Here is a 15,769-nt window from a genome sequence, read left to right as displayed (position 1 = left end):
TACATTTTGATTCCACCAAAAAAAAGATGCACTCACGTGTGCACCTTTTCCATCTTCAGTTCATTTACTGCTTTCTGGATATCCGTCGCTTTGGTTAGGACGGAAATGAACGAGATACCATCTGCTCCTGCTTGCCGGACAGCCTCGGCATTTTTCTGATTGATACCTCCGATTGCAACCATCGGGAAGTCACCGACTTGCTTCCGAATCTCGCGTAGTCCTGTCAGACCGATCGGGAATTTGGCATCAATCTTCGTCCGAGTAGCTGCAATTGGCCCGACACCGATGTAGTGGGCTCCGTCCTGGATTGCTTTTTTAGCTTCCTCGGTGTCTTGAGCACTCACCCCAATAATAAAATGCTCTGGACAGCGTTTTTTTACTTGCTGCATCGCTTCGTCTGTCTGTCCGATATGCACACCATCTGCCCCAATCGCAATCGCAAGATCTACATCATCATTAACGATGAAAGGGATGCTATGCGCTCGACACCTTGCCTGCAGCCGTTCAGCCAGTTGTCTTTTTTCCTGTCCAGTTGCAGCTCCTTCACCTTTTTCACGAAGCTGGAACATGGTAATACCAGCTTCAAGCGCCTGTTCCAGTATTTCCTCCGGATCCTTGTCCTGGCAGTTTTGACTGCCCATTATGAAATAAAGCTCCAATTCTTCTTTCATGTTTATTACTCCTTTTCCATTTAAGACATTCCACATCCCCATTTTGTGTTGAACATGTTCTCATTCCTCAGGTCGAAATTCTTATTCTCCTAATTTAGGAAAAAGTGTGGAAGATGGATAGCAATCCCAAAACTGCGTAAAGTAAGCCCAAGCTTTGAACAAGGAGATGATAAAGTTGAAATGGATGAAAGCTGGGGCCGTAGTAATCGCTCTATGTGTCGGATTGATCGTTTCCAATCCAGCTGCCGGTTTTGCTGCAGACAAAGCTGTTGCCGATGTGCTGACAGATGAGCAGAAGCAAGAAATAGCAGCTTTGCAGAAGCAGGTATTAGAGCAGGAAAAGCAAATTATTGAAAAGTACGTAGAATACGGTGTCTTTTCTGAAGAGAAGGCAGACCAAATCGAAAAGCATTTGGATCAAAGGTTTAAACAATTAGAGCAAGATGGTTTCATCCCAAAGCCACATCGGCATGGCCCTCACCCTCATCCAGAAAAGTGACATCCTACAATCAGCAGACATACTTCTGCTGATTGTTTCTTTATACTTCTAATTCGAATTGTTCCACTTTTTCCGAATCAATTGCTTGATCTCCTAACAAATAAAGCTGATCCAGAAAAGCGATCTGAAAGCTTCCTGGAGCTTTTGCTGTCTTAGCTGCTTCCTCTGCTGCAATACCATAGAAACAAAGGGCACCGATGCATGCTTCCAGTACATTGTCTGCCGCTCCCGCACATGCTGCCACAACGGCACCAAGCAAGCAGCCAGACCCTGTTATGTTACTGAGTATCTCATGTCCATTAGCAATACTATACGTATGGTTCCCATCCGAAAGGATATCTATTTTCCCTGTTGCAATCACAATCGTATTCAATTCTCTGGCCAGCTGCTGAACAACTCTTGGTGAAATACCATCCTCGGATCCATCTACACCTTTCACTTTGACTGATGTACCGCCAAGAACAGAGATTTCACCTGCGTTTCCGCGAATGACCGTTACATCCACCTCCGCCAAAATGCGGCGGGCCGTTTCTGTCCGATACGCTGTGGCGCCCACTCCGACAGGATCGAAAATCACTGGTATCCCGAGTCTATTCGCTTCCTTACCGGCTAAAATCATCGCTTCTACATCTGCTGCGGAAAGTGTGCCGATATTCAATAGGAGGGCCTGTGCATGCTGAACCATCTGCGCTGCTTCTTCCTTAGCTGACGCCATCACCGGGGAAGCACCAAGTGCAATCAAACCATTCGCTGTAAAATTAATCACAACCTTATTCGTAATGCAGTGAATCAAAGGGTTTGCTTCCCGAACTAGCTTTATCACATCAGTATACTTCATCATGCTGTTCCTCCTGAACTGGCACACCTTGCAGGCGGTATCCCCAGTGATTTGTCGGACCATTTCCTTTTCCGAGCTGAAGCGAATACGAAATCGCATCTGTTACAAAATCCTTACCGATCCTGACTGCTTCTTGCAGAGATCTTCCTTTAGCCAGTTCTGCGGTTATAGCTGCCGAATAAGTGCATCCAGTACCATGAGTATGCTTTGTCTGAATACGTTCGGCAGTGTAGGCCGTGAAGCTGCTTCCATCGTAGAGCCAATCTGCTGCAGATGTTCCTTCCATATGACCGCCTTTCATCAAGACAGCTTTGGCCCCATACTCCCGGACGATTATTTTTGCTGCTGCTTTCATGCTATTTTCATCTACGATATGAATTCCCGTAAGTTCTTCCGCTTCCGGAATATTCGGTGTAATAAGTGCTGCTAGCGGAACAAGATGCGTCTTCAGTGCATCTCGTGAATCCTCTCCCATAAGTGCATGCCCACTTTTAGCATACATAACAGGATCCATCACATATACAGCTTTTGTTTTACTCAAAACAGCAGCGATGCAGCGCATCATCTCTTCTGATGCAATCATTCCTGTTTTTACCGCAGCAGGGGTGATATCTGAGAAGATTGATTCCAGCTGTTGTTCAAGAAATTCGACTGGAACATGATGAACTGCCTGCACTCCTAGCGTGTTTTGGGCAACGAGGGAGGTGACCACACTCATTCCGTATACGTCACGCTCCTGAAAAGTCTTCAGATCCGCCTGAATTCCTGCTCCTCCTGACGGATCAGTTCCGGCTATTGTCAAAGCGCTCTTGATATCAGGCATGAACGGACGCCCCTTTCAATGGGATCATCCAGTCCTGCTGAGTAGCGGCCATCTCCCAGAAACTATGCTCCAGCATACAGCTTTTAAGAAAAGCTTTCCGCGCACGTTCTTTTGCAGCAGATCCCGCTGTCTCTGCCCACTTATCCAGTCGCTTGCTAAGCTCTGCTGTCACATCCGGCATACCATCTTCCCTGCTGCTATAAAACTGAATCCACTCCAAGAACGGATTGGATTCGTCGGGTGCCTTCGTTTCGATAATATGAGCTGCCAGCGCTTGATACGTCCATGGACAAGGCAGAAGCGCTGCCATCAGCTCGCCGATGTCTCCTTGTACAGCACTGTTCATCATATGTGAAATATAATGGTCAGCAGCAGGCGGTGGTGTCATGCGCTGCAAGTCCTCGTATCGCACGCCCGCCACCTTGCAAAAGACATTATGCGGATGAATCTCGCTATGCAGGACAAAATGAATTTGGGACTGATAAAACTCCATCTCTTCACGCGTTTCGCATTTGCTGACTGCCAAGCCGTAGATACGGGCAAATGCGGTCAAATACTCATAGTCAGCTTTCACATAATGGATCAATGCCTCACGCGGCACATAGCCATTCGCAACTCCTTCTACGAAAGGATGTGCATAGATCGCTTCGAAAATCGGGTTTGCTTCTTCTCTCAATTGTGCAGAAAACATGTTTTCTCCTCCTATTGGAGAAAGCCCCGTCGGAAAGGGTGATTGGCGCCGGCCATATAAAAAAGCCGCTCCAGAAGTATGGAGCGACTCGTATAGTCAAGTGTTCAGAAAATACACGAATCCGGCTCCACTTCCCTACGCTGGTGTTAACCAGATCAGGTTCAAAGGGATAAAGATTACTCTTATCTCAGCCAAATGGCACCCCTAGTGGACTTCCTCAAAATTCAATTGTCCCCTTAACTATCACATGCACAGATGTGATTGTCAACCAATGAATCACGTGAAATATTCAATTCTGGATTGCGGGAACATTTTATAGATTGTGCTTCCTATTACATCCTTAATTTCTTCTTGCTCTTCATTCTGGTAGACGTATTTTCCGATACCATAGCGCCCCCATTTATATTTCCGTTTGCTTTCATCCAGCTCAAGCTTCGACATCGGATAATTTTTCTCGATAACGCGCTTTGCTGGCTTCGTGAATCGATGCTGAATCAATTCGAAGGTTAAGTTCTTTTTGGCATGTTCAGGCAAAGCTGCTTCAAGATGTTCGAGCATTTCCGGATAGCCCGTCTGCCAGCCGTCATGCAGATAAATCGGAGCGACGATGAATCCAAGTGGATACCCGGCCTCGGCTACCTTCACCGCAGCTTCGATGCGATCTTTCAATCTGGAGGTGCCTGGCTCGAAGTACTTGATCACATAATCATCATTAATGCTGAAGCGGAATCGCGTCCGTCCCTGATGGTCTGCGTCCAACAAATGATCCACATGAGCGAATTTCGTTACAAAGCGCAGTTGTCCGTGCTTGGAGCGGCCGAAATATTCAATCGCATGTTTCAACGTGTGCGTCAGATGATCGATACCAACGATATCTGATGTACAGGAAGCCTCAAACCGTGTTTCTTCTGGCGCTCTTTCCTGCATGTACTGCTCAGCTGCATCAAATATTTCATCTGTATTTACATACGTGCGGATATAAGGTTTGGATCCCATCGTCGTTTGCAGGTAACAATAATGACAATGCCCCATGCAGCCTGTCGCAAATGGAATAGCATATTCTGCTGAAGGTTTGGATGTATCGAATTTCAGAGTTTTACGCACACCTACAACTAACGTTGATTTGGCGGTACGGTACTTCTGGAAATCATTATCGCCCGGTAGATTACGTACCTGGTTGTGGGAAGTTGTTTCACGTATTTCTACTCCCATGTCCTGGAACTTGTTCTTCAGCTTCACTCCAAGCGGGTATTCCAATGCTCGAGGCTCTATATACACAAGCTGCGGCACAAACGGCTTAACCATAATAACCACCATCGGCTAAGCCAAAAGCGGACACATATGCTTCTTCCGCCTCTCCGAGATCCTGATAAACCGCCACCTCATCATTGAGCGGATAATAGGTTTCATACACAAACAAGGCCAGTTCACCTGGCTTTTCCGGGTTATGGACGACCGCCGCTTCCTGTATATTGGCTACTCCCTGTGCATGGGGATTGCGGATAATTACATAGACGATTTCTCCTGCTTGAAAAGCATCCATTTCATTGCCTCCTTTGTACATACTGCGACTAGTATGCACAGCTTGGATGAAAACAATGTAAAAAAATGAACCCTTTTCCAGGAAGTATACGTCTACTTCTTAGAGGAGGGTTCAAATGTGAAATGGATGATATACGTTTTTCTGTTATTAATCTTATCCTTTATCGGTTACTATCTGCTAGTCAATTAACTTACACCCTGAAGCGAGCAATTGCGGTTTGGAGCTCCTCTGCCATAAATGCAAGTGAACTGGATGATGCAGCTATTTCCTGCATGGCTGCGAGCTGCTGCTCTGTCGCAGCTGACACACTTTCCGTTGAAGCTGCTCCTTCTTCTGCTACCTCGTTCACATCACCAAGTGACATATTGACTGAATCCGTGCCTTTAATCATACCTTCCAGCGCAACTCTCACCTCACGGAATTCATCAACCAAACCAGCTACTGCAGTTTCAATCTGATGGAAAGAACCGCCAGCTTGATCTACAACTCGTGTACCAGCCTGTACTTCATTCGTTGCATGCTCCATTAAATCAATGGTTTTCGTCGTATCCTGTTGGATAAAGCCTACCAAGTCAGCAATTTGACCTGCCGCTCCCTTTGTTTCTTCAGCTAATTTACGTACCTCATCGGCAACTACTGCAAACCCTTTACCATGTTCCCCAGCCTGAGCAGCCTCGATAGTAGCATTCAGTGCAAGAAGATTTGTCTGTGCAGAAATATCCGTGATAACGCTTGTAATGTCACTGATTTCCCTAGACCGCTTGTTCAGGCTGTCAATCGAAGCAGAAAGCTCTTGCACATGAGATGTAATTGTATTCATCTGTTCGTTTACATCCTTAATTGCATGTCCTCCCTGGACAGAAAGCTCGGATGTCTTTTGTACCGCTCCTTCAACATTTTGAACGTTCGAAGCCAGCTGGTTCGTGTGCTGCCCCATATTGCCCATTGTTCCTGTTGCTGTCGTAACTAGCTCGAGCTGCTGAACAGAACCCTCTGCCAGCTCCTGTATCGTTCTTGCTACATGTTCAGATGACGAACTGCTTTGTTCTGCACTAGCACTCAATTCCTCTGCAGATGCAGCCACTTGCTGTGACGTATCATTCACAACTCGAATAATAGATCGCATGCCATCTGCCATAGCATTATAAGAAGCTGTTAGTGCTCCCATCTCATCCTTAGATCGATACGAACCATCAGAGCTGAAGTCTCCATCTGCAGCTTTGCCCAATAAGTTTCGCAGTTCTTTCACTGGAGAGACGATAAGCTTTGATATAAGGATGCCAATCGCAATTAATAGTATTAAAGCGACACCTATAACGCTTGATAATATGATTGTGGCCTGTCTTACGTCATCGTTCGCCTCATTGTATGTTTGTTCTGCTTCCTTTGTATTCTGCGCTTGCAGTTCTTGCAGTGTATCATTCACAGTGGTACGCTGCGGTATCTGCTCTTCAACAAAGAGATCGTAGGCTTCATCATTTTCATTCAGCAATGCAAACTTCAGAACACGGTTCCTAATGTCGTTCAGTTTACTGCGTTCTTGCATATATGAGTCAAAGATTTTTTTATCTTCTGCTGACATACCGCCGTTTTCCAGTTTTTTCAACTCATCCTCAACTTCTATCATGGATTCATTGAGCATTTTATTCAGCTCGTCATTCCTCGCTCCATCAGAAGTGAGCATCATTTCTAATACATACGCATCGTTCGCCCTATTATTGACGCGAATTTGGCTTAATGATAAATTCGGAAGCAGTTTCTCTTTGTACATCAATTCTGCATCCTTCGCCATTTCTCGTGTATAAAATATACCAGCTGCTCCAACGGTTCCTAGCGCGATAGCTCCAACCAGGATCAAAATAAGCATCTTTGTCCTGATTTTCACATTCTTCAATAATTTCATTCCAGCATCTCCCTGATGATAGCTATTACACAGCCACTTCCACACTGTATAATGACTTTCAATATATCGGCATGCTTTCCAGAACTTGAAGGTATTTTTAAGAAAATGAAAAATATTTAGTTCTATTTGTATATAAAGTTAAAAACCCATTATCTATTGGATGCATTCCAATCTTTAATGGGTTTTGTGTGGAAAATATATTACCTCGAAGGAAATAGGGTATCTCCTGAGGCAGCTTCAGAACTCGGTTTCCCGATAAAGTAGCCTTGGGCCAAATCCATTCCAATCTGCTTGCAGAATGAAAGCTCCTCCTGCCTTTCAATCCCTTCTGCTAGCACCTTCGTGCCAAGAAGGCTGGCAACCTCAATTACTTTATACAGGAATTCTTGTTTCTGTGTATCACTGTCGCAGTAAGATATGTATGCTCTGTCAATCTTGACGAAATCGGGTTCTAATTCTTTAAGCAGTTCAAGCGTGGAATAGCCTGCTCCTACATCATCCAGGGCAACCATCATGCCTTCTTGCTTATACCGTTTAAAGATGCGCTGCAAGCGGGAAACGTCATCCAATTTTTCAGTTTCAACTACCTCAAATACAAGGTCTTTCGGATCTACTCCATATTCATCGACTGTAAGGAATGTCTGTCTTAGGCAGAAGTCTGGATTATAGATGGTTGATGGCAGAAAGTTGATGAAGCTCTTCACTCCAGCAGGTATAGCTTCCTGCGCCCTTTTCCTGACTGCAGTCTTTCTTGCACGCTGGTCGAGCATACTAGTGAGGCCTGCTTCTGCTGCAAAATTAAATAGAGCAGCGGGCGAGACTTCCTGTTTATCTGCCCGCAGCAAATGCTCGAATCCGAAGATTTTCTCATCTTCCATGGTGATGATTGGCTGGAGAAAAGATTGAAATGCTCCCTTTTGGACAATTTCTGTGAATTGTGGGAATTGAACACGTTGGAGCAATTCTTCAACAGATACCATTGGGTAACTATTTGTCACTTTCTTTGCGACGGTACACCTTACACCTGATATACTTTGACTTCTTATAGACAAGAGCATCTGCTCTAGCTGCTGTACGCTGAAATATTGGTAAATCGTATATGTATCTTCCTGTTTGAGCGGATTACCTAGAGATAAATTTCTGTATGATTCTGGTGACCGCATCAGCAATTCACCCTTTTCCGGTATATCAAGAACTGTCCCGCACATTGCACATACAGACAGCTGTTCCATCACGCACCATCCCTTCCAGACAAAAGTACTTGAACTGCGTATTTCCTTGATCTGGGCCCATCGAACTCACAAAAATAAATACCTTGCCACGTTCCTAATACGAGCTTGCCATCTGAGATAATCACAGTCTGAGCATGTCCGACTGTACTTGTTTTCAAATGAGCTGCCGTATTACCCTCCGCATGCAAATCCTGTTCGTGTTCCCAAGGATATACCTCTTTGAGTCTGCGGAGGAAATCCTGCTTTACATCGGGATCAGCATTCTCATTTACTGTGATACCCGCTGTTGTATGCAAGGAGGAAATAACCGCTATCCCCTCTTGAATGCCAATTGACTGAATATAGCGCTGAACAGAGTCAGTAATCTCAACCATCTCATCGCGGTTCTTTGTTACTACCTGGAATATGCCCATAGTCCTACCTCCTGTCCGTCTCTATACCCGAATTTATTCGACATTATTCTACATAACCCCTTTTAAATTTAAAAAATTTCAAGAAATATAAAAAGCAGTCTGCTTGAAGCAGACTGCTTTTTATAAACTGCGCTCTTTCTCTACTTCAGAGGCAAATGAAGCAGCGAATTCCTGACAGTTACGGATATCCTCGTCTTCTGGTGATAAGTCAACTTTCAGAGTCTCAAGAACGATCTCCGCTCCGCGCTCTTTGAATTTTTCCTGGAATGTATCAATTGCAGCACCATAGCTTGCATAGATAGAATCACAGGATCCGAAAAGGGCAACCGGCTTGCCATCCAGTTCGATGTCATCCAGCTCATCATAGAAATCCTCGATTTCGTAAGGGATATCTCCATCTCCCCATGTATAGGTGCCCATTAAGATACCATCATAATCGGTCATCGTAAAAACATCTAACTGATCTATATCAATTTGGAGCTTTGTTACCTCGACTCCTTTTTCTTCCAAAGTCTTTTCCATAATGTCAGCCATTTCTTCCGTATTACCTGACATACTGGTGAATGCTATCAGTACACTTGCCACCTTCATTCACTTCCCTTCATCTGCTCCCATTTTAATTGATAACCATTCTCAATGTCAAATGGAGCATTTCAGGAAGCCTCAGTTTCCTTTTATTGCTTGATAAGCAAGTTTGAAATTCTTTTTAGTATCCTCGCCAAAGAGATTGATATCTCCTTCGAAAATCTGCTCGACTGTGAGCTGATACGCTTGTTCTTCAGTACAGCCGCGCGTGTTCATGAGCAGGCGAAAGTAGGATAAGAAATATTCCTCACTCAGTATCGCCGCGTTTTTCATCATAATCATACTACCTTTCCTTCTAACTCCATCCTAATAGCGTATCACAGATAATGGGGTATAATACAGGCATACAGCATTATATGCAGAAAAAGAAGGTTTGTGTATGAAAATGTATTTCGCAATTGGCTGCGGTGGCAGTATTGGTGCGCTTCTCCGTTATCTTGTTGGAGCATTGGTGCCTCAGATCGGCAATTTTCCTTTGGGGACGCTTTGCATCAATATTATTGGCTGTTTCGCTATGGGGTACCTGAGTAACTTTGTGAAAAGGCGCTACTTTGCAGACAAACCCGCTCTAGCTAAAGCACTGACTACAGGAATGATCGGAGCTTTTACAACTTTTTCTACTGTAAGTCTGGAAACAGCCCTTCTTGTCCAAGATGGTATGACATATATCGGATTGATTTATCTCGCTAGCAGTACAGCAGGCGGTTTAGGTGCGCTTCTCTTCGGTCTTCGACTTTCGCAGAATCCAGTCCAAAAGGAGCAATCTATATGAGTCTTATTTTTGTGCTTGTGGGCGGATGGCTTGGAGCAATTTCTCGTTACGAAATAAGCAGAAGAGTAGAGACATTCTGGAGCAACGACTTCCCGCTCGCAACCTTCCTGATTAACATCACTGGTTCTTTTCTAATTGGACTCGTATTCCAAGCAGATTGGGGAACAGGTTGGCATAACTTCCTCGCTGTCGGATTTCTTGGCTCATTTACGACCTACTCTACTTTTTTCTTGGAGATTGTTCAACTGGGCAGCAGAAAGAAAATTGCCATGGCTATCGGTTACTTACTATGCAGCTATGTCAGCGGCATACTGCTATCTTTCCTAGCAATATCCATTTAAAAGGAGTACTGCCAATGGCAGTACCCCTTTTTTAGATTCAGTAACTCTCTATTGTATTTTATTTGTATCAATGGGCTTGCGGACTATTGCCAAGATACCCGCAACCAGATAGAGAACCGCTGGAATAATAGCAACGAAAAACGTCAAGAAAGTTATCAAAACCGCAGCAACGATGAAGATCACGCCGGAAGCTATGGCACTGCTGTTACGACGCAAAAGCAAGATACCTACCACACCAAGGATGGCTCCGATCACACAAACGATGACAAAGAACCAACCTAAACCATCGACAAAATTGCTTGCTAATGCTGCATCTTCAGCACTGATGGTCGGATCATTCTTTATCTCTTCATTGATGGAATCACCCGCTGCAATCATGAACAATCCAACAAGAATAGCACCCAAGACATTAAATACTACCCCTATAATTCCTAAAACTAATTCCGCAGTACGCTTGATCAATCTTTTTTCCCTCTTTCTCTCTTATTATCTGATCTCATCGGCTGGTCTTCTTGCCAGCACCATGACGCCCGCAATAATATAAACCATGCCGCCGATAAAGCCCGATAGGAAAGTACCGATAGAACCTACTAATGCTACGATTATAAGCATGATACCAAGGCCAGTCTGCTTACGATCCGTCTTCAGCTTAACTGCTGCCACAATTCCTAAGATGGCACTAATGACACTCACGATAATGACAAAGATTCCGATGGAACCTGCGATATCGGCAATCATACTAGTATCAATCGTCTGATCTACTCCGTTTTCTAGAATCTGTTCGCGAGCAGCCTCTGGATCGTATGTAGCAACCCGAATTGTTGTCGTCACCGCAGTAATGAGGAAGACAATTGCACCAATGATGGCAAGTACCTTCTCTGCTGTTCTTTTCAACATGTCAAACCTCCTTCCTGCGTTACTTCTTAATACGTTTCTCCTCTATCATTATATTGCTCAACAGGCTTTCGCACAATCGCCATGATACCTGCGATCAAGTAAAGGATGCCCCCGACTATACCTAGAAAGACAGACAAAAGCGTACCAAGCACTGCTGTAATGATTAGAAGAATGCCTGCTCCTGTTGCTTTTTTATTTGGTTTCAGCATAGCAAGAGAAACAAATCCAAGAATTGCACAAATCACGAATAGGATAATGAACCAGATAGACATTCCTGTCACGAGATCAGTAAACATAGAAGCATCCTCTTGCGTTAAACCTTGGTTTACGAGTTCATTAGTAGTTGCTTCATCAGCTCCTCCAAGACCTATACCTGACCAAACCGCAAAGATAAGAAACAAAACCGCTCCAATAATTGCCAACACTTTTTCTGCCGTTCTTTTTACCATTTAAATTCCCCTCTCTTATTTTAATGACCCGCTACATCGCGTTTTACGAACAATACCCATCCTACGACCAAAAAGATAATATAATACACAATTATGGTCACTACCGCGAATGTAAGCGTCAAATCATCAATTAATTTCATACCCGTTGTGAATTGAGTCAAATCCAAATTTGAAAATAGAACATACTTCGCAAACGGCTTATCGTAAATAAACGGGATGACGGTGGTGCCGGCGAACATAAGGAAAATAGCCGTTCCGATTGCTAAGGCACCATTACGAAGCGCAGCAGATATCATGAAAGCGAACGTTGCCCATACGACCAACTTGACTAGCTGCAGCCCATAGTCCTGCGCAATTCGCGTCCATACAGATATCTCGACGACTTCCCCATCCTTTACTTGCAGCATGGAACCATCGCCTCCAAGACCGAAGAACAGCATCCCGAATAGCCAAGAAAAGATGAATAGTACAATTAATGCAGTTAAAGCAAATAAAAGTACACTTGCATACTTCGCAAAAAATATTTTCGTCCTGGTTGCTGGCCGAATCAATAATAGCTTGATCGTTCCCCAACGGTACTCATTTGCTATTATTCCGCCAGCAACTATGATTGTCAGCAAGCTGAGCACACTTGTCATATAATTACCTTGGTAAAGGAATTCCCAAGCTGTCATCCCTTCAGGCTTTAAGTCATTCTCAATCCGATAGTTATTGATCAATATATTCGAATCAGCCGGGTCGAATTCCGCAAGTGATTCGTTCTCCTCTTGTAATTGCTGCTTCCACGTCGCATCATCATAATCTGATACAAACCCATCTGCTGTCCGCATCAAAATAGCAAATCCAAGTACCACCACTATAAGAATGCCAAGCATGATCCATGTTGCCAGCTGGCTATACAGCTTGGTTTGCTCGTTGCGCACAAGCTGGAAAAAATTACTCAATGACATTCTCTCCAATCACATGTAAGAATTTATCCTCTAGTGTCTTCCGTTCCACTGCAATACCATACAGCTCGATATCGGCGACAGCCAGTGCTTTAATGATGGATGGGATTTCTGCCCGTGTTATCGGGAATGTGAGTTTCTCCCCGCTCGCCATTGCTATAATCCCGAATTCTTCCTGTAAAAGCCGCTGTGCTTTTTCGTGATGTTCCGCTGGACAATCGATTTGCACGACTTCAGCTGGTGTTTCTTCTTCGGTATTTTGAATTTGCTGGATGGATATAAGTTCACCATTCTTTAAGATACCGATCCGGTCACACATCAGCTCCATTTCCGAAAGCAAATGACTGGAGACAATGACTGCCACATTCTCTTGTTCTGCTAACCTGCGGATATACTGACGGATCTCCCGTATACCTGACGGGTCCAATCCATTTGTAGGCTCATCTAATATCAAGATAGAAGGATTATGTAATAATGCCTGTGCAATACCTAGCCGCTGTCGCATACCTAAGGAATACCGCTTCACTTTCTGATGTATGCGCTGCTCCAACCCTACGAGCTCCACCACTTCATCAATGCGTTCCTTTGATATCCCAGGAATCATCCTTGAAAATACAAGCAGGTTCTTGTACCCAGACATGAACCCATATAATTCCGGGTTCTCAACAATTGCTCCAACATGTCGGATTGCCTCTTTATAGTCTGTCTTGATGCTTTTTCCTTGTATCCGCACGTCGCCTTCTGAAATACGAATCAAGCCTACCATCATTCGGATTGTCGTTGTTTTACCTGCACCGTTTGGTCCGAGGAATCCGAATACCTCACCCGGCTGAATGTCGAAGTCCAACCCCTTCACAATCAGTTTAGAGCCAATCTGCTTCTTCAGCCCGATCAGCTGCATAGCCGGTTCTGTCATCTCGTTCACCCTTTCCCTGTAACATTTTTGTCAACTTCCATAATATGTACGGAGCACCTTGTCAGATTGTTTCATTTTTATATAGAAAAAACACCACGAATCAAATGATTCATGGTGTTTTCGTTATCAATTACTATGTTTCTTCCGTCGGTTCCATGTATATAATGCTGCTCCAGCAGCCATCAATACGGTACCGGCCACGAGAATATTACCAACAGGAGATGCTGTATCCGGAAGACGTTTGCCCTCTTCTTGTTTCACCGTCTCTGTAGCAATCTTAGGTGTTACTGTCACTTTTTCTTTGACAGGGGCTTCGTGATTTGAAGCTGGTTTCTCTTCAGTCACTGGCTTTTCAATTGCAGGAATGAAACCACTTCCTACGTCTTCACCAGTGACAGTGAAATCAAGAAGCAGATTGCCTTTTGCATCATATAACTCCACAAAGAGAATCTGATCTTTTATTTCAGTCAGCTTAGAAAGTTCTTCAATCGTTACTTCCTCCTGAGTAGTTCCATCACTGAGATAAAATTTCGCTTTTAATTGGAATAGATCCATTGCCTCATTCCATATGGATACGATTTCTTTTCGCTGGCTTTCATCAAGCTCATTAAGTGTTTCAAAATCACCCAGCGCCTCTACACGATCCATTATTCCGAATAATTTATCGAAGAATGCCTCATCTATATTTTCAAAAACATTATTAAGATGATCATAGAAGTTCCGATATTCCTCTTTACTTATTCCGATCGTCTGCAAATTCGGAAACTCACCATTGAGTTCCTCCCATGCCATTTCAAAATAGTAATCACTTTCTGTATAGATGAATTCTGCAAGTTCATCATAACTTGTGAAGTCCTCTAACTTAACGTCATTCTCCTTTAGAAGCTGGTCAAGTTCTTCTTGGGTCATCTCCACTTCCTGCAATAAGAAATAAAGAGACACACTATTGATGTCGTTATAAATCACTTCATAAATATCATCCATACTTGAATAGCTATATAGATCAAGTCCATTCTCATAAAACAAATCTGCTAGTTCCTTTTCTGTCAGCCCTAGTTCTTCTGCTAGCATTTGCACGTTTTCAGCATTCACCGGTTCACCCATAACCCAGTATAAATCGGAATAAAGTAAAATATCCTCGGCCGTATATCCTTTATCTGAAAGACCCATTTTCTCCAATCTAGCATTCAATTGGTCTACAGTACATCCAGTCTCATCAAGAAAAGACTGGAAGTTCTCATCAGTTACTGGCTCTCCCAGCCATTCCCGTAACTCATCAATAGAACTCACTTCAAATTCCTCAATCGTTCCCCACTCAAAATCAACTAGATAGCGGTTCAAACCTTCCAAATCTGTACCTAGCTCAGCCGCGTAGGCTTCAAGGTCTTTTTGTTTAATAGCAGCAGACGCAGTCTGTGGTGCTACTGCTTGCAGGCAAAGCAAAACCATGATTATTCCAACCAATAGCTTCTTTGTCACTTATGTATCCTCCTGGAAATATATTTATGCAATTCCAGATTATTATAATTGGAGTAAAAAGGCTTGGCTACATAAATATTTATAAAAATTAAACTTTTTTACTTGACATAGAAAAACCCCTTTATTAAAGGGGTTAATTCGACATTTATCTACTTATTTCAATGATATTCCCATCCGTTTTGAGCGTGTCTTCATGCCCATCTTGACATAGAAATCTTCTGCACGATTATTGAAATTCCACACATTCAGTTCTATTTCAGTTGCCCCTATCTTTTTTCCATGGCGCTTGATTTTTTCGAATAGGTGGCCGCCGATCCCTTTGCCGCGCATATCGGAACGGACACAGAATTCTTCGATGAAAATGTGTGCATTGTGCGAGATTGTCTCATTCGTTACCCGTATCGTGGCAAATGCCATAACTTCCTTTGTTTTTTCCACTAAAAACACTTTTTTATTATCCAAGTATATATTGCTTTCAAACACGTGCTGGTCAAGCGGTTCTGTCTTCTTGGCAAAATGCTCCGGCTGATTTGTATAATGCGTATTATATAATTCCTTGTACAGAACAGCGACTTGGTCATAATCCGAGACCTTTGCTTCGCGTATCTTGAACATCGGTTTCACCTCTGCAGCTTGTAGTCTTGTTAACCAGTTTATCATGTTCGTCCCCCTCCGTCATAAAACTGTCCAAATAAACCGCTGTTAGCAGAGAAAACGCTTCTCCTAGCCATTTCTCCAAACGAAACGAAAATCCCTGCGCAGCTTTGACA

At 43.6% G+C, this 15,769-nt stretch carries 21 protein-coding genes and 1 riboswitch; of the genes, 3 read left to right on the top strand and 18 right to left on the bottom strand.

Translation table 11 applies throughout. The annotated features are described in order from the left end of the window. Window positions 1–32: 32 nt before the first annotated feature. Entirely contained in the window at window positions 33–671 is a 639-nt protein-coding gene (thiE, locus tag CHH48_RS15470; RefSeq protein WP_095220055.1) for a thiamine phosphate synthase, read from the bottom strand. Between the two features lie 184 nt (window positions 672–855). Here thiE and CHH48_RS15465 point away from each other — a divergent pair, with 184 nt between their 5' ends. Further along, a complete protein-coding gene (locus CHH48_RS15465) occupies window positions 856–1,170 on the top strand; it encodes a YckD family protein (RefSeq protein ID WP_245840403.1) in 315 nt (104 codons plus the stop codon). Window positions 1,171–1,210: 40 nt separating this feature from the next. Here the strand turns inward: CHH48_RS15465 and thiM are convergent, their stop codons facing one another. From thiM to CHH48_RS15415, 10 genes are all read right to left on the bottom strand, one after another. Next, window positions 1,211–2,011, bottom strand: a complete 801-nt coding sequence (gene thiM / locus CHH48_RS15460; RefSeq protein ID WP_141230082.1) for a hydroxyethylthiazole kinase — start codon at window positions 2,009–2,011, stop codon at window positions 1,211–1,213. Continuing rightward, window positions 1,995–2,831, bottom strand: a complete 837-nt coding sequence (gene thiD / locus CHH48_RS15455; protein WP_095220053.1) for a bifunctional hydroxymethylpyrimidine kinase/phosphomethylpyrimidine kinase — start codon at window positions 2,829–2,831, stop codon at window positions 1,995–1,997. Before thiD ends, thiM begins: the two co-directional genes overlap by 17 nt. Then, window positions 2,824–3,522 (bottom strand): thiaminase II, encoded by a 699-nt coding sequence (gene tenA / locus CHH48_RS15450; RefSeq protein WP_095220052.1) that lies wholly within the window; start codon window positions 3,520–3,522, stop codon window positions 2,824–2,826. The genes thiD and tenA overlap by 8 nt, the downstream gene beginning before the upstream one ends. A 115-nt stretch (window positions 3,523–3,637) precedes the next feature. After that, window positions 3,638–3,738, bottom strand: a riboswitch (TPP riboswitch). Between the two features lie 60 nt (window positions 3,739–3,798). Next, window positions 3,799–4,827 carry a spore photoproduct lyase gene (splB, locus tag CHH48_RS15445; protein ID WP_095220051.1) on the bottom strand — a complete coding sequence of 343 codons (1,029 nt, stop codon included), beginning with the start codon at window positions 4,825–4,827 and terminating at the stop codon, window positions 3,799–3,801. Continuing rightward, window positions 4,820–5,065 carry a transcriptional regulator SplA domain-containing protein gene (locus CHH48_RS15440; protein WP_038557971.1) on the bottom strand — a complete coding sequence of 82 codons (246 nt, stop codon included), beginning with the start codon at window positions 5,063–5,065 and terminating at the stop codon, window positions 4,820–4,822. The genes splB and CHH48_RS15440 overlap by 8 nt, the downstream gene beginning before the upstream one ends. Window positions 5,066–5,255: 190 nt before the next feature. Then, window positions 5,256–6,968 (bottom strand): methyl-accepting chemotaxis protein, encoded by a 1,713-nt coding sequence (locus CHH48_RS15435; RefSeq protein WP_095220050.1) that lies wholly within the window; start codon window positions 6,966–6,968, stop codon window positions 5,256–5,258. A 200-nt stretch (window positions 6,969–7,168) separates the two neighbouring features. After that, a complete protein-coding gene (locus CHH48_RS15430; RefSeq protein ID WP_245840399.1) occupies window positions 7,169–8,200 on the bottom strand; it encodes an EAL domain-containing protein in 1,032 nt (343 codons plus the stop codon). Next, window positions 8,200–8,613, bottom strand: a complete 414-nt coding sequence (locus tag CHH48_RS15425; protein WP_095220049.1) for a secondary thiamine-phosphate synthase enzyme YjbQ — start codon at window positions 8,611–8,613, stop codon at window positions 8,200–8,202. Before CHH48_RS15425 ends, CHH48_RS15430 begins: the two co-directional genes overlap by 1 nt. Before the next feature lie 120 nt (window positions 8,614–8,733). Beyond that, the gene (locus CHH48_RS15420; protein ID WP_095220134.1) at window positions 8,734–9,198 is read right to left on the bottom strand and encodes a flavodoxin; all 465 of its coding nucleotides are present in this window, start codon (window positions 9,196–9,198) and stop codon (window positions 8,734–8,736) included. Between the two features lie 78 nt (window positions 9,199–9,276). Then, window positions 9,277–9,480, bottom strand: coding sequence for a hypothetical protein (locus tag CHH48_RS15415; protein ID WP_095220048.1), 204 nt, complete (start codon window positions 9,478–9,480; stop codon window positions 9,277–9,279). Window positions 9,481–9,577: 97 nt separating this feature from the next. Between CHH48_RS15415 and crcB the strand changes: the two genes are divergently transcribed. Together crcB and CHH48_RS15405 are read left to right on the top strand one after the other, a co-directional pair. Then, complete coding sequence (gene crcB / locus CHH48_RS15410; RefSeq protein WP_217903028.1) at window positions 9,578–9,970, top strand: fluoride efflux transporter CrcB; 393 nt, start codon at window positions 9,578–9,580, stop codon at window positions 9,968–9,970. Continuing rightward, complete coding sequence (locus CHH48_RS15405) at window positions 9,967–10,311, top strand: fluoride efflux transporter FluC (RefSeq protein WP_095220047.1); 345 nt, start codon at window positions 9,967–9,969, stop codon at window positions 10,309–10,311. Before crcB ends, CHH48_RS15405 begins: the two co-directional genes overlap by 4 nt. A 48-nt stretch (window positions 10,312–10,359) precedes the next feature. On the opposite strand, the gene CHH48_RS15400 is transcribed toward CHH48_RS15405, so the two are convergent. The 7 genes from CHH48_RS15400 to CHH48_RS15370 all read right to left on the bottom strand — a co-directional run bounded on the left by CHH48_RS15400 (window position 10,360) and on the right by CHH48_RS15370 (window position 15,659). Beyond that, window positions 10,360–10,773 carry a DUF4064 domain-containing protein gene (locus CHH48_RS15400; protein WP_095220046.1) on the bottom strand — a complete coding sequence of 138 codons (414 nt, stop codon included), beginning with the start codon at window positions 10,771–10,773 and terminating at the stop codon, window positions 10,360–10,362. Between the two features lie 24 nt (window positions 10,774–10,797). Next, window positions 10,798–11,208: a DUF4064 domain-containing protein gene (locus CHH48_RS15395; protein ID WP_095220045.1), complete on the bottom strand. Its 411-nt coding sequence runs from the start codon at window positions 11,206–11,208 to the stop codon at window positions 10,798–10,800. A 26-nt stretch (window positions 11,209–11,234) separates the two neighbouring features. Then, window positions 11,235–11,657: a DUF4064 domain-containing protein gene (locus CHH48_RS15390; RefSeq protein WP_095220044.1), complete on the bottom strand. Its 423-nt coding sequence runs from the start codon at window positions 11,655–11,657 to the stop codon at window positions 11,235–11,237. 20 nt (window positions 11,658–11,677) lie between these two features. Beyond that, the gene (locus CHH48_RS15385) at window positions 11,678–12,601 is read right to left on the bottom strand and encodes an ABC transporter permease (RefSeq protein WP_095220043.1); all 924 of its coding nucleotides are present in this window, start codon (window positions 12,599–12,601) and stop codon (window positions 11,678–11,680) included. Beyond that, window positions 12,594–13,520, bottom strand: coding sequence for an ABC transporter ATP-binding protein (locus CHH48_RS15380; protein WP_095220042.1), 927 nt, complete (start codon window positions 13,518–13,520; stop codon window positions 12,594–12,596). Before CHH48_RS15380 ends, CHH48_RS15385 begins: the two co-directional genes overlap by 8 nt. A gap of 126 nt (window positions 13,521–13,646) precedes the next feature. Then, a complete protein-coding gene (locus CHH48_RS15375; RefSeq protein ID WP_095220041.1) occupies window positions 13,647–14,999 on the bottom strand; it encodes a processed acidic surface protein in 1,353 nt (450 codons plus the stop codon). Between the two features lie 153 nt (window positions 15,000–15,152). Then, window positions 15,153–15,659 carry a GNAT family N-acetyltransferase gene (locus CHH48_RS15370; RefSeq protein ID WP_095220040.1) on the bottom strand — a complete coding sequence of 169 codons (507 nt, stop codon included), beginning with the start codon at window positions 15,657–15,659 and terminating at the stop codon, window positions 15,153–15,155. Window positions 15,660–15,769: the final 110 nt, after the last annotated feature.

Source organism: Terribacillus saccharophilus, assembly GCF_002272075.1.
In the GTDB taxonomy this organism is placed as follows: domain Bacteria; phylum Bacillota; class Bacilli; order Bacillales; family Amphibacillaceae; genus Terribacillus; species Terribacillus saccharophilus_A.
The sequence above is the reverse complement of the archived record's forward strand: the minus strand, read 5'-3'. Positions and strand labels throughout refer to the sequence as shown.

What these genes read in the sequence shown, in the direction of transcription:
- thiE (WP_095220055.1), bottom strand. Translation starts at nt 671, where the DNA reads ATGAAAGAAGAATTGGAGCTTTATTTCATAATGGGCAGTCAAAACTGC.
- CHH48_RS15465 (WP_245840403.1), top strand. Translation starts at nt 856, where the DNA reads ATGAAAGCTGGGGCCGTAGTAATCGCTCTATGTGTCGGATTGATCGTT.
- thiM (WP_141230082.1), bottom strand. Translation starts at nt 2,011, where the DNA reads ATGATGAAGTATACTGATGTGATAAAGCTAGTTCGGGAAGCAAACCCT.
- thiD (WP_095220053.1), bottom strand. Translation starts at nt 2,831, where the DNA reads ATGCCTGATATCAAGAGCGCTTTGACAATAGCCGGAACTGATCCGTCA.
- tenA (WP_095220052.1), bottom strand. Translation starts at nt 3,522, where the DNA reads ATGTTTTCTGCACAATTGAGAGAAGAAGCAAACCCGATTTTCGAAGCG.
- splB (WP_095220051.1), bottom strand. Translation starts at nt 4,827, where the DNA reads ATGGTTAAGCCGTTTGTGCCGCAGCTTGTGTATATAGAGCCTCGAGCA.
- CHH48_RS15440 (WP_038557971.1), bottom strand. Translation starts at nt 5,065, where the DNA reads ATGGATGCTTTTCAAGCAGGAGAAATCGTCTATGTAATTATCCGCAAT.
- CHH48_RS15435 (WP_095220050.1), bottom strand. Translation starts at nt 6,968, where the DNA reads ATGAAATTATTGAAGAATGTGAAAATCAGGACAAAGATGCTTATTTTG.
- CHH48_RS15430 (WP_245840399.1), bottom strand. Translation starts at nt 8,200, where the DNA reads ATGGAACAGCTGTCTGTATGTGCAATGTGCGGGACAGTTCTTGATATA.
- CHH48_RS15425 (WP_095220049.1), bottom strand. Translation starts at nt 8,613, where the DNA reads ATGGGCATATTCCAGGTAGTAACAAAGAACCGCGATGAGATGGTTGAG.
- CHH48_RS15415 (WP_095220048.1), bottom strand. Translation starts at nt 9,480, where the DNA reads ATGATTATGATGAAAAACGCGGCGATACTGAGTGAGGAATATTTCTTA.
- crcB (WP_217903028.1), top strand. Translation starts at nt 9,578, where the DNA reads ATGAAAATGTATTTCGCAATTGGCTGCGGTGGCAGTATTGGTGCGCTT.
- CHH48_RS15405 (WP_095220047.1), top strand. Translation starts at nt 9,967, where the DNA reads ATGAGTCTTATTTTTGTGCTTGTGGGCGGATGGCTTGGAGCAATTTCT.
- CHH48_RS15395 (WP_095220045.1), bottom strand. Translation starts at nt 11,208, where the DNA reads ATGTTGAAAAGAACAGCAGAGAAGGTACTTGCCATCATTGGTGCAATT.
- CHH48_RS15390 (WP_095220044.1), bottom strand. Translation starts at nt 11,657, where the DNA reads ATGGTAAAAAGAACGGCAGAAAAAGTGTTGGCAATTATTGGAGCGGTT.
- CHH48_RS15380 (WP_095220042.1), bottom strand. Translation starts at nt 13,520, where the DNA reads ATGACAGAACCGGCTATGCAGCTGATCGGGCTGAAGAAGCAGATTGGC.
- CHH48_RS15370 (WP_095220040.1), bottom strand. Translation starts at nt 15,659, where the DNA reads ATGATAAACTGGTTAACAAGACTACAAGCTGCAGAGGTGAAACCGATG.